Here is a 14,064-nt window from a genome sequence, read left to right on the forward strand (position 1 = left end):
CGTGCCTACGGTTACCAGTGCGTCGCAGATCGGTCCAATTGCAGCCATGTCACACCTCCAGTCGATTCGGTTCGGTTTGCGCTTCGTCGCGCGTTAATCAGAACAGCGCCAGCACGTCGTTGAAGAACTTCGCTACCGGTGCAGCGCGGCTTGCCCACGTGCCTACGGTCACCAGTGCGTCGCAGATCGGTCCAATTGCAGCCATGTCACACCTCCAGTCGATTCGGTTCGGTTTGTAATTCGTATCGGGTTATTTCAGAACAGCGCCATCACGTCGTTGATGAACTTTGCTACCGGGGCTGCCCGGCTAGCCCACGTTCCGACAACCACCAGTCCGTCGCAGATCGGTCCAATCAGAGCCATTTCACACCTCCAGTTTCGCTTCGTCGTTGTTAGGTCTTTGTTTCGTCGTTTCGCGTTTGCCGCGAGTTGTGTCAAAGATAAACCTCGGGTCCGGACCTGAAAACTGAGATAAATCACAGTCGATCCGCCGAACGATGAAAGTCAGCCACGACGTCCTCCAAAAGATGTCCAAATGGGCCCGCTTCACGCCCGTCAAGCCCCGGCATACCGGGCAGTCGGCCGTCGGAAGGCGCGCGCAGTGTAAACTGCTGGGTTTTCGACCCCCCAGTGGAATGGTGCAAGTGTCCCGGCGTCCCGTTATCAGCGCCCCAACACTCATACGCTCGCTGGCCCGCCTGAGCTCGTTCGCGCCCCCTGAGGCCGCGCCGTCGCTCTCGGACCGCATGAGCCAGTGGCTGGGCTGGACCGACGCCATCGCGCTCTCGTCGGCCCTGAAAGCCAACCCGCCGGCGGCAACGCCCGGCGCGCGTTCGGCTGCGCAGGACCCGGCGAGCGCGCTCGCCACACTCGCCCGTGTGCGCGCCGAGCTGGCCGCTGCCATCGCCCGCGATTGCGGGCTGGCCGCCGCCCCCGGCGGGCAGATCCGTGCCCTGAGCGCCGCCGAGCGTCAGCGCGCCGCGTCCTTCGCCGAATTTCCGGCGTATCGACAGCGCTACGCGACCTCGCAGCAGACGATGGATACGGCGATCAGCGCCCTGCGCACCCGCCTGCGGGCCCAATTGGCCACGCAGTCGCCGGACGCCGCCCGACTCGCCAGCGTCGACGCCGTCATGGAGCGCGTGATGGGCGCACGTGAGCGCACACTGCTTGCCAGCGTGCCGAATTTGCTCGAAGGGCATTTCGTGCGGCTACGCGACACGGAACAGGCGGCCATGGCCGCCCCGCGCGTGCCCGGCGCCCCGGCGCTGCCGCCGGCCGGCACGTGGCTCGACACCTTCCACCGGGATATGCAGAGCGTTTTGCTCGCGGAACTGGATATACGCCTGGAACCGATCGAAGGGCTGATCGCCGCCCTCGCCTCGGTAACTCCCGGCGAAAACGTTAGTGAACCCGGACAACATGACCCGTTACCTCGTTGATCTCGTTGCCTTTGTCGCAGGTCTGGCCGTCGTCGGCTGGATCGCCATCGGCTATGCCGGTACCAATACCCTCGCACTCGCCGTCGCGCTGCTGATCGCCGCCGTCTATCTGATCGGAGCGCTCGAACTCAAGCGCTTCCATCAGTCGACCAACGCCCTCGCCCGTGCCGTCGGCAGCCTGAACGCCGCCCCCGCCTCGCTGCCGTCGTGGCTCGACACGCTGCCGGCCGGACTGCGCACCGCCGTGCGTCTGCGCGTGGAAGGCGAACGCGTCGGCCTGCCCGGCCCGGCCCTCACGCCGTACCTCGTCGGCCTGCTCGTGCTGCTCGGCATGCTCGGCACCTTCCTCGGCATGGCCGCCACGCTGCGCGGCACCGGTATCGCGCTCGAAGGCGCGACCGATCTGCAAGCGATCCGCGCTTCGCTCGCCTCGCCGGTCAAAGGCCTGGGCTTCGCTTTCGGGACGTCCGTCGCCGGTGTCGCCACGTCCGCCATGCTCGGCCTGCTCGCCGCCCTCGCCCGCAAGGAACGCGCGCAGGTCGTCCAGTCGCTCGACGCCCGCATCGTCACGACATTGCGCGGTTTCTCGCAGCAACATCAACGCGAGACCACGCTGCAACTGCTTCAGCAGCAAGCGACGGTCATGCCCGCGCTCGTCGACCGTCTGCAAGACATGATGGCCGCGATGGAGCGCCAGAGTCAGGCGCTCGGCGAACGTCTGGTCGCGAATCAGGACGCGCTTCACGCCAAGACGGATGCCTCCTACGCGCAACTGACCAGCGCGATGCAGCAGTACCTGAAGGACAGCGTCGCCACCACGGCAAGTGCCGCCGGTGCCGCGATTCGTCCGGAAGTCGAGGCGACGATGGCCAGCCTCGCACGTGAAACCGCTACGTGGCACCAGACCGTCTCCGCCGCCGTGCAAGACCGCATGGACGGCCTGTCGGACCGCTTCGAAGCCACGACGGCGCGTGTGGCAAGCGTCTGGAAGGATTCGCTCGACGCTCAATTGCGCACCAATGAATCGCTCGCAACTGATCTGCGCAGCGCCCTCGGCGACTTCACGCAGACGTTCGAGACCCGTTCGTCGCGACTCGTCGACGATGTCGCTACGCGACTGGAAACGGCCACGGAACACGTCGGCAACGCCCATGCCGGTGTCGCCAAAACGTGGGAAGCGTCGCTCGTCACGCAACAGCGCAGCCACGATGCGCTGGCTGAAAAGCTGGACAGCGCCCTCACGCAATTCGCACAGACCTTCGAGACGCGCTCGGCCAAGCTGGTCGACGACGTCGCGGCCCGCCTGGAAACCACGACGGGTCAGGTCAACGCGGCACACGCAGGCGTCGCTCAGACCTGGGAGACGTCGCTCGCCGCACAGCAACGTGCCAACGATGCGCTGACCGACAACCTCGGCTCGGCTCTCACGCAATTCGCACAAACCTTCGAGACACGTTCGGCCAAGCTGGTGGACGATATCGCAGTGCGTCTGGAGACCACGACAGGGCAGGTCAGCACCGCACACGCAGGCATTGCGCAGACGTGGGAAACATCGCTCACCACACAACAGCAGACGAACGACGCGCTCGCCAAGGCCCTCAGCGCCACGCTCGCGCAATTCACCGAATCGTTCCAGACGCGTTCCGCCAGCCTGCTGGCCGACGTCACCACGCGACTCGACAACGCCACCGGCAGCATCGCCACCGCGCAGACCACCGTGGCCGAAGCCTGGCAACAGGCGCTCGGCCGGCAGCAACAGTCGCACGATACGTTCACGCAATCGCTCGGTGGCGCACTGGAGCGTTTCGCACAAACATTCGAAGCCCGCTCAAGCGCACTGCTGGCGGATGTGGCCACCAAGCTCGACGCAGCGAGCGGCAACCTGAGCGGCGCGCACGAGCGCGTGGCGCAGGCGTGGGACCAGTCGATCGCGTTGCAGCAACAGGCCAACGCCGCGCTGAACACCGAACTCTCCGCCGCGCTCACCCGCTTCACCGACACCTTCGAGCAGCGCGCCGTCCATCTGATCGACGGCGTGAGTCAGCGCACCGAAGGCGCGATGCACAGCGTGTCGGAGACGGCGGCTGTCGTATCCGGCGAATGGAAGCAGGCGATCACCGCGCAGCAGTCCGCCAACGACACCCTCGCCCGTGATCTCGCCGACGCCCTTGGCCGCTTCGCCGAGACGTTCGAATCGCGCGCGTCGCAGTTGCTGCAAAGCGTCTCGTCGCAAATGGATTCGACGTCCGCCAACGTCGCACAGACATGGCGCGACGCGGTCGCGGAACACGCCCGCACGAACGAGCGTCTGGCCGACGGCAACCAACAACTCGTGACGGCAACGACGCAGGCCTTCACCGAGCACAGCGCCTCACTGCTGCAAGCGCTCAGCGCCGCCAACACCGCGCATCACGACGCCACCGCCGAGCGCGAGACGCAGCGTCTGTCCGCCTGGACCGAAACGCTCGAAGGCACGCTCGCCACGTTGCGCTCGGAATGGCAGCAGGTCGGTGCGCAGACGGCAAGTCAGCAACAAGCGATCTGCGACACGCTCGCGCGCACGGCACTGGAAATGTCGGAGCAAACGCGCGCCAACGCGAGCGACACCATCGCGGAAATCTCGCGTCTGGTGCAGACCGCATCGGAAGCCCCGAAGGCGGCCGCCGAGATCATCGGTGAACTGCGTCAGAAGCTCTCGGACAGCATGGTGCGCGACAACGCCATGCTGGAAGAACGCTCGCGTCTGCTCGACACGCTGGGCACGCTGCTCGACACCGTCAAGCACGCGGGCAACGAACAACGCGCTGCCGTCGACGAACTCGTGACGACGTCCGCGCAACTGCTGGAACGCGCCGGTGCGAATCTGGGCGACGCCATCGCCGCGCAGACAGAGAAGCTGACGGAAGCATCGGCGCAGGTCACGGGCAGCGTGATCGAGATCGCCAGCCTCGGCGACGCCTTCGGGGCGGCCGTGCAGTCGTTCGGCGAATCGAACACGCAATTGCTCGACCATCTGCAACGCATCGAGGCCGCGCTCGACAAGTCGATGGCGCGCAGCGACGAACAACTCGGCTACTACGTCGCGCAGGCTCGCGAAGTCGTGGAGCTGAGCGTGATGTCACAGAAGCAAATCCTCGAGAACCTTCAGGACATGGCGCAAACGCGCGCACAAGCCGCGTCGCAGGCGAACGCACAACCGGGTAGCGTGGCAGCATGAGGGACGAATTCGACGCCGATATCGCGGACGGCGACGTCGGTGCCGCCGCGCCGACCTGGGCCGTCTTCGGCGATCTGATGTCGGTGATGCTCGGCGCGTTCGTGCTCATCATGCTGGGCGTGATCGGCGTGCAGATCGAGCTGTCCGCCAAGCTGGAGCGCGAAGTGAAGGAGCGTCAGGTAGAGACACAACGCCGCGAGACGCTGGAAAAGGCGCTTGCCGGGCCGCTCGCGGGCGGTCGCGTCACGCTCGTGAACGGTCGTATCGGCATCAGCGGGAACGTGCTGTTTGCGCTGAACTCGGACCAGTTGCAGCCGCAAGGCCGTGAAGTGCTGCGCAGTCTGGCCGCGCCGCTCACCGCCTATCTGCGCGCGAGCGACGAGATTCTCATGGTCAGCGGCTTTACCGACGACCAGCAGGTGCGTGAGACGAACCGTCGATTCGCGGACAACTGGGAGCTTTCGGCACAGCGCGCACTCACCGTCACGCGCGAATTGATCGCCGCGGGTGTGCCGCCGGCGTCCGTCTTCTCCGCCGCTTTCGGCTCGGAGCAGCCGGTGACGTCGAACGCCGACGAAACGGGGCGCGCGAAGAACCGTCGCGTGGAAATCGCGCCGATGCCGCGCAGCAGCGCCAGTAGCGCAGGCAAGCCGAAGGCCTGACATGCCCGATATCGCCAAGGCACAGCCTCCGATGCACGCAGCCGCAACGACTGCCGACGACACGGCGACACCCGATCGTCCGGACGATGTGCTGACGTCGGACACCGAGACGCCAGCGTGTGCGGACGCACCGATGTCGGACGATCAAGCTGTCCCCTTAGTCCCCTTGGTCCCCTTGGCCCCCCTCGCCCCCGACGCGATTGCCGCACAACTCGCCGCATGGCGCGACGGCGGTGTCGACAGACGCGATCCGGTGCGGTTTCATCGCATCGAAGCGCTCTCGCAGCGCTTGCAGGCCTATCGCGGAGATGTACGCCGCGTGCTGGAGGCCCGTCTGGGCATGCTGGCGGCGGAACTCGCGAAGTCGCTTGGCGACACGCAGGCGTCGTCTGCAACCAGCGAGGCACCTGACGCAGCCTCGCCGCTCGCCGTGCTGACCACGGAGATCACGCAACGCATTGGCGTGAGCGAGCGCCCTGCCCCGTCGACAGCCCCCCGTGCGGGGCGCCCCGCAGCGCCGGGCGTCGCGGCTGCGCACACGCCTGCACCCGCTCAAGCGCAAGCGAACGCAACGGCCTCTCCGAAGCGCCCCGTCACGCCGCCCGCGCCGGCGCCCGTGGCGATCACGCCCACGGTCATTGCGACCGACGACGCGTTCGAAGACCTCGACGTGCTCGAATACTTCCGCGAGACGTGGTCGAAGCTGAGTACCGACGGCAATCTGCGTCAATCGCTCGCACAGGTGCCCGAAAACGCCGGACCGCTCAATTCCAGCCATCTCGTACATCGTGCGCTATCGCTCATGCACGACGTTTCCCCCGACTATCTGCGTCACTTTCTGCGCCACGCCGACGCGCTCTCGTGGCTCGAAGACATGGAAACCACGGGCGTTTTCGGCAACAAGAGTGCTGCACGGGTGGCGGCGAGCGCCAAGCCGTCGCGCGCCAAGGCACGCTAAGCCACGACAGGCGCTGCGGCACGCCGAGGGCGGTGCTGGCCGTCAACTTGCCAGTCAAGGGGGTTCCGGTGGATAATCGAGCCCGTTCCCGATGCCGCAGAGTGACGAACCGCGCGGGAAAATCCTTTGAAAAATCATCGTGTTGGACGCTGCGCATCACGCGCGCCGCACGCAGCACTCCTCGACAAGCCGTCGTCCCAGACGGCTTTTTGTTTCCATGACGAACCACGGACAACCGCCGGCTGACGACGCGCTCCCGGCCCACGACGACGCCGATCTCGACGCCTCGTCGACCCACGCCTCTCCCGATTCGGAAGACGACGCGCACGACGAGCACGACTCGCACTACGTTGGCCCGGACGGCGTGGCCCATCCGCGCCGCATCCGCAGTTTCGTGCGCCGCGCCGGACGCAGCTCGGAAGCGCAGAAGCGCGCCTTCGACGAACTCGGCCCGAAGTTCGTGCTGCCCTACGCCCCCGAGACGCTCGACTGGCCGGCCGCATTCGAACGCGCCGATGCGCCGCGCATCCTCGAGATCGGCTTCGGCATGGGCGACGGCACCGCACACATCGCGAAGCTGCGCCCGAACGACGATTTCCTCGGTGTGGAAGTGCACGAACCGGGCGTGGGCGCACTGCTCAAGCTCATCGGTACGACCCCGCTGTCCAACGTGCGCATCATCCAGCACGATGCCGTGGAAGTCGTCCAGCACATGCTCCCGGAAGGCTCGCTCGATGGCGTGCACGTCTTCTTCCCCGATCCGTGGCACAAGAAACGCCACCACAAGCGCCGCCTGCTGCAACCGCCGTTCGTGGCGCTGCTCGCGTCGCGTCTGAAGCCGGGCGGTTATCTGCACTGCGCGACGGACTGGCAGGAGTATGCCGAGCAGATGCTCGAAGTGCTCGGCGGTGAAGCGTCGCTGGAGAACACCACCACCGACGCGAGCGGTTACGCGCCACGCCCGGACTATCGTCCCGTGACGAAGTTCGAGAACCGTGGGCTGCGTCTCGGTCACGGCGTGTGGGATCTGGTCTTCCGCAAGCGCGGCTGAACGCGACCGGACACCTCTCGCACACCACGAAAAAGGGCACCCCACCGGTGCCCTTTTTTCATGCATTCGACGCTCAGCGTCCGGAAACTCAGTCCGCCCAGACCACCAACCCGCTGTACGCCGACGCCAGCACCACCAGACCGAACACGATCCGGTACCAGGCGAACGCCGTGAAGTCGTGCGACGCGATGTAGCGCAGCAGCCAGCGCACGCAGATGAAGGCGCTGATGAACGCAAAGACGAAGCCGATGCCGAACAGGCCGAAGTCCGAGACTTCGAGCATCGAACGCGACTTGTAGAGTTCGTAGATCGTCGCGCCGAACAGGATCGGAATCGCGAGGAAGAACGAGAACTCGGTCGCCACGCGACGCTCCAGCCCGAACATCATGCCGCCGATGATCGTCGCCCCCGAACGCGACGTGCCGGGCACCAGCGCGAGGCACTGTGCGAAGCCGACCTTCAGGGCATCGATGGCGCTCAGGTCGTCGATCGAACGCACGCGCGGTGGCTTGCCGGCCTCGACGTTACGCCGGTTGTGACGCTCCACGAGCAGAATGATCACGCCGCCGACGATGAATGCCGTCGCCACCACCAGCGGATTGAACAGCACCGCCTTGATGTGCTTGCCGAACAGCAACCCCAGCACGATGGCCGGTATGCACGCGATGATGACGTTCACTGCGAAACGCCGCGCCTTCGCGTCGCTGCCCAGGCCGCACACCACCTGCGCGATCTTCGCGCGAAACTCCCAGCACACCGCGAGAATGGCGCCGAACTGGATCACGATGTCGAAGATCTTGCCTTTCTCGTCGTTGAAGTTCAGCAGGCTGCCGACAAGAATCAGATGCCCGGTCGAGGAGATCGGCAGAAATTCGGTCAGGCCTTCGACGACACCGAGAATGACGGCTTTGAGCGCCAGCAACAAGTCCATGCAATGCGTTCCTGAAGAGTGATGAGAGAGGGAAACCTGTGTGAGGGGACGGCGAAAGGACAGCGAAGTCTCAGCGCGTGTCGAACTTGACGTTCACGCCATGCGACAGCACGGTGATCGCCCCCGGCTGACGCATCGCGCCGCCGATGTTGAGCTGCTCGGGCTTGAACGTGTAGATCGGGGCGCCTTGCAACAACTGCGTCGCGATCAGCGCGCCCGCCGCGTTCAACTGACGTGCCCAGCGCTCCGGCAAACCGTCGATGGTGAAGGTCTCGACTTCCGGATCCTGCAACACGACGGATAGCGTGGCCGGGTCGTAGGCGAGCGCACTGTCGATGGCGAGCGTGCCCGTGAGTGGTGCGCCACCGAGCGGATGCGTGACGGTCGCATCGACAGCCACGGCCAGACGGTTGCGCTCGGGCAACAGCGTCAGGCGCGGATGCGACAGATTGACGTCGAGCACCGCCAGCACACGACGGTCGAACGGGAACTTGCGTTCGAGCGCGCGTTGCAACTGGCTCTCGGAGAAGGTGTAATCGTTACCGAACGGCAGGCCCGCACACGCGGCAAGACCCATGGCGAGCGCCGCAGCGCCGGTCATCGTCAACCAGCGGCGGCGGGCGTGGACGGTGTGGGACGCAGTCCCATCGCACTGCCGACGATCGTTCGAGTCTTGAGGAGTTTGAGAAGTGTTACCCGGCATGAGGCGTTCCGCTTCAGGGCGTCCAGCGCCCGACACGCGCGACTATAGCACTCGCCTGTGACACGGCTCCACGTCGACCTAAGCCAGCCTGATGTCGTCCTGATAACCACCAACGGTGCGCCAGAGATACGCTCAGGCGGCCATCGGCGCGGTCATCGCTTCCAGTGCCGATAACCAGGCAATGGCCTGCGCGCGATCCTCGCCGCACATCTCCCGCGACGGCTGCAACGAACCGCAAACGGCCGGACGCTGCGGGTTGCCGAAGATCCGGCAGCGGTCGTCGTCATCGAGCTGCACGCAACGCGTGTTCGCCGGCTTGCCGTTCGGCATGCCGGGAATGGGCGTCGAGATCGAAGGCGCGATGCAGCAGGCCGCGCAATGGGGTCGGCAGTTCATGAACAGTACAGGGGATGCTGGGCGGTGAGGCGAATGACGCCGTCCGCTCGGGACGACGTCTCAGGGCCGCGCATTTTACCGCGAGTGTTGCGTTGGACGTCGGAAGGCGGCAAATGCTGTCGCCACGGTCATGCAAGAACTTACCAGGGCAGATCGCCCTTGAGATCGAAGAAGCCTCCCGTGACCGCGCCACGCTCGCCGAGCGCGAGGATCACCACGCTGCGCACGCCGTCCGCGAGCCCCTGACGCGCGCGCTTGCCGCTCGCGTCCGTTGTCAGATCGGCAGGCGCGCCCGGATCGACCGAGTTCACCGTGATCGACGTCTCACGCAACGTCTGCGACAACTGCACCGTCAGCATGTTGAGTGCCGCCTTCGAGGCGTTGAACCCGATTTGCCGGAATGCCGCATGCTCCCACGCCGGATCGTTGTTTTGCGCGAGCGAGCCGAGACCGCTCGACACGTTGACGATACGCGCGCCTTCCGAGCGCGACAGCCACGGCAGCATGGCCTGCGTCACGCGCAGCGTGCCGAAGAAGTTGGTCTGGAAGACCCGCTCCACCGCTTCGATGGACGCCTTCTCCGGCGTGTCGTCGCGCGGATCGGTCACGCCGGCGTTGTTCACCAGCACGTCCAGACGCCCGTGATAGCGGCCGATTCGATATGCCGCCGCATGCAGCGTCTCCGGACGCAGCAGATCCAGCACCAGCGTCTCCGCCTGAAAACCCGCCTTGCGCAGCGGCGCGACGACTTCGTCGCCCTTCGCCTCTTCGCGTGCGCCCACCAGCACCGTCATGCCCGCCTCGGCCAGCTCGCGCGCGACTTCCTGCCCGATTCCCCGGGTCGCGCCGGTCACCAGCGCCACTTTTCCCACATGGCGTTCGGCGTCCTCGCGCACCACATTCTCGATAGCGTCCCGTTTCATCACTGCTCCCGTCGAATTCCCTTTGTTCTGCGCCCGATCGCACGCAAATTTGTTAGCATCGAGTTTATGAAGAATCCTTCAGATTTTCTATTCGCATATGAAACCGGCCGGCCGATCCCCCGCAACGCCCCGTAAATCACCGCAGCAGGCGCGTTCGCGCGTCACCATCGACGCCATTTTCGAAGCCGCGCTTCAGGTTTTGCTGCTCGATGGCGGGCGTCAACTGACCACGACACGCGTTGCCGAGCGTGCGGGCGTGTCCGTGGGCACCCTGTATCAGTACTTCCAGAACAAGCAGGTGCTGCTGTACGCCGTATTGGAGCGTCACATCGACCGGATCGTCGAGACGGTCGAGCAGACGTGTCAGGGTGCTCACGGCCAGGCGCTGGACGTGATGGCGCGCGAGCTGGCGACGGCGTACGTCGGCGCCAAGATGCGCGATATCGAGGAAGCGCAGGCGTTGTACCGGCTTTCCGAGGATCTGGACGGACGCGAGGTGTTTTCGCATGCGGCGGCGCGTATGCACGCGGCGGTCGTCGGCATGCTCCGGACAGCGCATAACGCGCGTTTCGACGATCCCGAGACGGTCGCCTTCGTCTTTCTGAACTCCATGACCGGCCCGATCAAGGCGATTCTGGAAAATCGTGCGCCGGCCGGCACCTGCCATGAGACGCTTTCCCGCCAGATCGCCGACCAGATGGCGACGATGTGCGGTGCTTATTTGCAGTGCGTCGCCCGCTGTGCCGCCGAGGATTCACGCGGTGTTGCGCCCGATGCGGGACCAACGGTGGCGCTTGAAGTGCCGCCCCTGCCCGAGCCTGCCGCCTGAGTCAGACCGTCACGTCATCGCCGTTGGTCAACCAGCAGATTCCCCCGCAATCGTTCCGAATTGCGGCAAAAGTTCACGCATCAACATGACCGCCGCCCGGAACTGGTAAAATGCCGAGTTGTGTTTGCCTCGTTTGCCATACTACCCACGAGTAATCGAAATGAATTACGAACAGGCCCGCTTTAACATGATCGAGCAGCAGATCCGTCCCTGGGACGTGCTCGACCAGGAAGTGCTCAAGCTGCTGGAAGTCGTCAAGCGCGAAGATTTCGTGCCGGCGGCACTGCGCGAGATCGCGTTCACGGATGTGGAACTGCCGCTCCCGGGCGCCGCGATTCCCAACGAAAGCCAGCATATGTTGTTCCCGCGCGTGGAAGCCCGCATTCTGCAAGCGCTCGCGCCGAAGAAGAACGAGAATGTGCTCGAAATCGGCACGGGCTCGGGCTACATGGCCGCGCTGCTGGCCTATAACGCGCATCACGTCACGACCGTCGAATTCGACGCGAATCTCGCCCAGACCGCCCAGCAGACGCTGCGCGCCAATGGCGTGACCAACGTGGAAGTCGTCAACGCCGACGGCGCACAGGGCTGGAGCGCTGCCGCACCGTACGACGTGATCGCCATCTCCGGCGCGCTGCCCGAACTGCCGCAAGCGTTCCTGAACCAGTTGAAGGTCGGTGGCCGTCTGGCCGCATTCATTGGCGGCAGCCCGGTCATGGAAGCGTTGCTGATCACGCGCGTGTCAGAGAGCGAATACCGCACCGACAACCTGTTCGAGACGCAAGTGACCTATCTGGTCGCGCCGCATCCGTCGAGCTTCAAGTTCTAAGCCCGGCGACCGGGCCGGCGGGCGGTTCGTTCACGGACTGCGCGCCCCCGGATGCCGCGAGCGGACCGGTTCCGCGTACCTTCGTTTGGGGACGAAAGTACGAGTGAACGAGAACCGGACGCCATCGATTCGTCACACGTAGAACATCATGCAAAACATTACACCGGCGCAATTGGCCCAGTGGCTCGCGGATGGGGAACGCGGCCAACCCACGCTCCTCGACGTGCGTGAGGACTGGGAAGTGCAGACCTGCCACATCGCCCAGAGCAAGAACGTGCCGCTCGGCGACGTGCCCGCCCGTCTGACCGAACTGGACGCCGACGCGCCCATCGTGTGCATCTGCCATCACGGCATGCGCAGCGCCCGCGCCGCAATGTTTCTGGAACAACAAGGCTTTTCTCAGCTGTTCAATCTGGACGGCGGTATCGATGCCTGGGCTCGCCAGGTCGATCCGTCGATGCCGACCTACTGAGCCAGGGCCGTGCGCCCCCCGAGGTTTGCCGCGCGACAGCGCGCGGCCAGCCGTGCGCCTGCCTTGCGCACCCGTTCTGCGAGCGCCGTCGTCTGCGCGATGGCGTTCTCGGCCTTCATTGCGTTCATGGGCCACGCCGCACCCGCCGGCGCCACCGACCTGCTCCAGCTCTACAGCGAAGCGCAAAATCGCGACGCCCTGATTGCCAGCGCCCGCTCGGCCTATCTCGCCAACCTCGAAGCATTGCCGCAAGCGCGTGCCGCCCTGCTGCCGCAAGTCACCGCGCGCTGGGGGTCCGTCAATACGCACTACGGCTCGGGCAACATCTCGAACACGTTTGGCAGCAGCGGCTACAGTCTGGCGTTGACGCAGCCCCTCTTCCACTGGGATAGCTGGCAGTCGTATCAGCAAGGCAAGCTGACGGTCGCGAGCGCCGAAGCGGCATTCGCACAAGCGCAGCAGGATCTGATTCTGCGCGTGGCGACCGCCTACTTCGACGTGCTCGCCGCACAGGACGATCTCGCGCTCGCCGGCACGCACAAGCAGGCCATTGCCGAGCAACTGGCGTCCGCGAAGCGCAACTTCGAAGTCGGCAACGCGACCATCGTCGACGCCAACGAAGCGCAAGCCAGCTTCGATCAGGCCACCGCGCAGGAAATCGCCGCGCAGAATACGCTCGACGTGCGCCGCGCGGCGTTCGCGCGCATCGTGGGGCATCAGGTCGGCTCGCTCGCCACGTTGCGCGCAGGTTCCACGCTGCCGTCGCCCGAACCGAACAACGTCGCCGACTGGGTTACGCAGGCCGAGCAGTCCAATTACGGCGTGCAGTTGCAAGCGCTCACGCTGGAGATTGCGCGACGCGAGACGTCCAAGGCCAAGTCGGGCTACATGCCGTCGGTCGATCTGGTCGCCGCCGGTGCGCACTCGAACGTCGGTAACGCCAACAGCCTGCTCACTTCCGCGATGTCGAGTCCGTCGAGTCAGGGAACGGGGCCGAGTTCTGCCGGGCAGATCGGCATTCAGATCAGTATCCCGATCTTCTCGGGCGGCTCGGTGCAGAGCAAGATGCGCCAGACGCTCGCGCTGGAAGACAAGGCGCAGAGCGATCTGGACGATGCGCGACGGCTCGCCGTGCTCGGTGCACGCACGTCGTATCTCGGCGTGTCGAGCGGGCTGGCGCAGGTCAAGGCGCTGGAAGCGGCCGAGCAATCGGCCCAATCGTCGGTCGCGTCGAACAAGCTCGGCTATCAGGTCGGCATTCGTATCAACGCCGACGTGCTCAACGCCGAAGACAAACTGTTCACCACCCGACGCGATCTCGCCAAGGCACGCTACAGCACGCTGCTCTCCAGCCTGCAACTGAAGGCCAGCGCCGCCACGCTCGTGGATACCGATTTGCAGTTGCTCAACGCGCTGCTCACGGAGAACCCGGACGCCTCCGCCGCCATGGCAGGCGCGCGTGGCGAGGCGACACCAGCCAACGCCGGTGCCGGATTGCCGGAACGCGGCGTGCGCCCCGGGACGACAGCGCCGCTGCGTCGCTGACAGTCGCACTGCCCCGGCGACGCTCCCCCGTCATCCGCACGCCGACAAAAAAGCCTCGCATTGCCATTGCGGCATGCGAGGCTTTTTTGATGCGCCGACGCCCGAT

13 protein-coding genes are annotated in these 14,064 nt (G+C 65.4%); 9 read left to right on the forward strand and 4 right to left on the reverse strand.

The features are described from left to right. Window positions 1-635 precede the first annotated feature (635 nt). The 5 genes from C5N93_RS01715 to trmB all read left to right on the forward strand — a co-directional run bounded on the left by C5N93_RS01715 (window position 636) and on the right by trmB (window position 7,330). Window positions 636-1,442 (forward strand): DUF3348 domain-containing protein, encoded by an 807-nt coding sequence (locus C5N93_RS01715; RefSeq protein WP_069342538.1) that lies wholly within the window; start codon window positions 636-638, stop codon window positions 1,440-1,442. Continuing rightward, entirely contained in the window at window positions 1,423-4,659 is a 3,237-nt protein-coding gene (locus tag C5N93_RS01720) for a DUF802 domain-containing protein (RefSeq protein ID WP_242558037.1), read from the forward strand. Before C5N93_RS01715 ends, C5N93_RS01720 begins: the two co-directional genes overlap by 20 nt. Beyond that, the gene (locus C5N93_RS01725; protein ID WP_242558038.1) at window positions 4,656-5,321 is read left to right on the forward strand and encodes an OmpA family protein; all 666 of its coding nucleotides are present in this window, start codon (window positions 4,656-4,658) and stop codon (window positions 5,319-5,321) included. The genes C5N93_RS01720 and C5N93_RS01725 overlap by 4 nt, the downstream gene beginning before the upstream one ends. A 1-nt stretch (window position 5,322) precedes the next feature. Then, window positions 5,323-6,279 (forward strand): DUF2894 domain-containing protein, encoded by a 957-nt coding sequence (locus C5N93_RS01730; RefSeq protein WP_242558039.1) that lies wholly within the window; start codon window positions 5,323-5,325, stop codon window positions 6,277-6,279. A 217-nt stretch (window positions 6,280-6,496) separates the two neighbouring features. Further along, window positions 6,497-7,330: a tRNA (guanosine(46)-N7)-methyltransferase TrmB gene (trmB, locus tag C5N93_RS01735; protein WP_242558040.1), complete on the forward strand. Its 834-nt coding sequence runs from the start codon at window positions 6,497-6,499 to the stop codon at window positions 7,328-7,330. Between the two features lie 88 nt (window positions 7,331-7,418). On the opposite strand, the gene C5N93_RS01740 is transcribed toward trmB, so the two are convergent. The 4 genes from C5N93_RS01740 to C5N93_RS01755 form a co-directional block, all read right to left on the reverse strand. Beyond that, window positions 7,419-8,261: an undecaprenyl-diphosphate phosphatase gene (locus C5N93_RS01740; protein ID WP_242558041.1), complete on the reverse strand. Its 843-nt coding sequence runs from the start codon at window positions 8,259-8,261 to the stop codon at window positions 7,419-7,421. Window positions 8,262-8,331: 70 nt separating this feature from the next. After that, entirely contained in the window at window positions 8,332-8,862 is a 531-nt protein-coding gene (locus tag C5N93_RS01745) for a DUF1439 domain-containing protein (protein ID WP_069342547.1), read from the reverse strand. 234 nt (window positions 8,863-9,096) lie between these two features. Further along, window positions 9,097-9,360 (reverse strand): YkgJ family cysteine cluster protein, encoded by a 264-nt coding sequence (locus C5N93_RS01750; RefSeq protein ID WP_242558042.1) that lies wholly within the window; start codon window positions 9,358-9,360, stop codon window positions 9,097-9,099. 140 nt (window positions 9,361-9,500) lie between these two features. Further along, a complete protein-coding gene (locus C5N93_RS01755; RefSeq protein WP_242558043.1) occupies window positions 9,501-10,283 on the reverse strand; it encodes an SDR family NAD(P)-dependent oxidoreductase in 783 nt (260 codons plus the stop codon). 97 nt (window positions 10,284-10,380) lie between these two features. On the opposite strand from C5N93_RS01755, the gene C5N93_RS01760 reads away from it, so the two are divergent. The 4 genes from C5N93_RS01760 (at window position 10,381) to C5N93_RS01775 (ending at window position 13,958) form a co-directional block, all read left to right on the forward strand. Then, window positions 10,381-11,112 (forward strand): TetR/AcrR family transcriptional regulator, encoded by a 732-nt coding sequence (locus C5N93_RS01760; RefSeq protein ID WP_242558044.1) that lies wholly within the window; start codon window positions 10,381-10,383, stop codon window positions 11,110-11,112. Window positions 11,113-11,272: 160 nt separating this feature from the next. Next, window positions 11,273-11,941 (forward strand): protein-L-isoaspartate O-methyltransferase, encoded by a 669-nt coding sequence (locus C5N93_RS01765; RefSeq protein ID WP_242558045.1) that lies wholly within the window; start codon window positions 11,273-11,275, stop codon window positions 11,939-11,941. Window positions 11,942-12,089: 148 nt separating this feature from the next. After that, window positions 12,090-12,413, forward strand: a complete 324-nt coding sequence (locus C5N93_RS01770; RefSeq protein ID WP_069342530.1) for a rhodanese-like domain-containing protein — start codon at window positions 12,090-12,092, stop codon at window positions 12,411-12,413. A gap of 63 nt (window positions 12,414-12,476) precedes the next feature. Continuing rightward, a complete protein-coding gene (locus C5N93_RS01775; RefSeq protein ID WP_242558046.1) occupies window positions 12,477-13,958 on the forward strand; it encodes a TolC family outer membrane protein in 1,482 nt (493 codons plus the stop codon). Window positions 13,959-14,064: the final 106 nt, after the last annotated feature.

Origin of the sequence: Pandoraea sp. LA3, assembly GCF_022696215.1 — a bacterium.
Lineage (GTDB): Bacteria > Pseudomonadota > Gammaproteobacteria > Burkholderiales > Burkholderiaceae > Pandoraea > Pandoraea capi.

Bases quoted from the DNA above. Each gene is read 5' to 3' on its own strand.
- C5N93_RS01730 (WP_242558039.1), top strand. From the start codon at position 5,323: ATGCCCGATATCGCCAAGGCACAGCCTCCGATGCACGCAGCCGCAACG.
- trmB (WP_242558040.1), top strand. From the start codon at position 6,497: ATGACGAACCACGGACAACCGCCGGCTGACGACGCGCTCCCGGCCCAC.
- C5N93_RS01720 (WP_242558037.1), top strand. From the start codon at position 1,423: ATGACCCGTTACCTCGTTGATCTCGTTGCCTTTGTCGCAGGTCTGGCC.
- C5N93_RS01750 (WP_242558042.1), bottom strand. From the start codon at position 9,360: ATGAACTGCCGACCCCATTGCGCGGCCTGCTGCATCGCGCCTTCGATC.
- C5N93_RS01760 (WP_242558044.1), top strand. From the start codon at position 10,381: ATGAAACCGGCCGGCCGATCCCCCGCAACGCCCCGTAAATCACCGCAG.
- C5N93_RS01740 (WP_242558041.1), bottom strand. From the start codon at position 8,261: ATGGACTTGTTGCTGGCGCTCAAAGCCGTCATTCTCGGTGTCGTCGAA.
- C5N93_RS01745 (WP_069342547.1), bottom strand. From the start codon at position 8,862: ATGACCGGCGCTGCGGCGCTCGCCATGGGTCTTGCCGCGTGTGCGGGC.
- C5N93_RS01765 (WP_242558045.1), top strand. From the start codon at position 11,273: ATGAATTACGAACAGGCCCGCTTTAACATGATCGAGCAGCAGATCCGT.
- C5N93_RS01755 (WP_242558043.1), bottom strand. From the start codon at position 10,283: ATGAAACGGGACGCTATCGAGAATGTGGTGCGCGAGGACGCCGAACGC.
- C5N93_RS01725 (WP_242558038.1), top strand. From the start codon at position 4,656: ATGAGGGACGAATTCGACGCCGATATCGCGGACGGCGACGTCGGTGCC.
- C5N93_RS01715 (WP_069342538.1), top strand. From the start codon at position 636: ATGGTGCAAGTGTCCCGGCGTCCCGTTATCAGCGCCCCAACACTCATA.
- C5N93_RS01770 (WP_069342530.1), top strand. From the start codon at position 12,090: ATGCAAAACATTACACCGGCGCAATTGGCCCAGTGGCTCGCGGATGGG.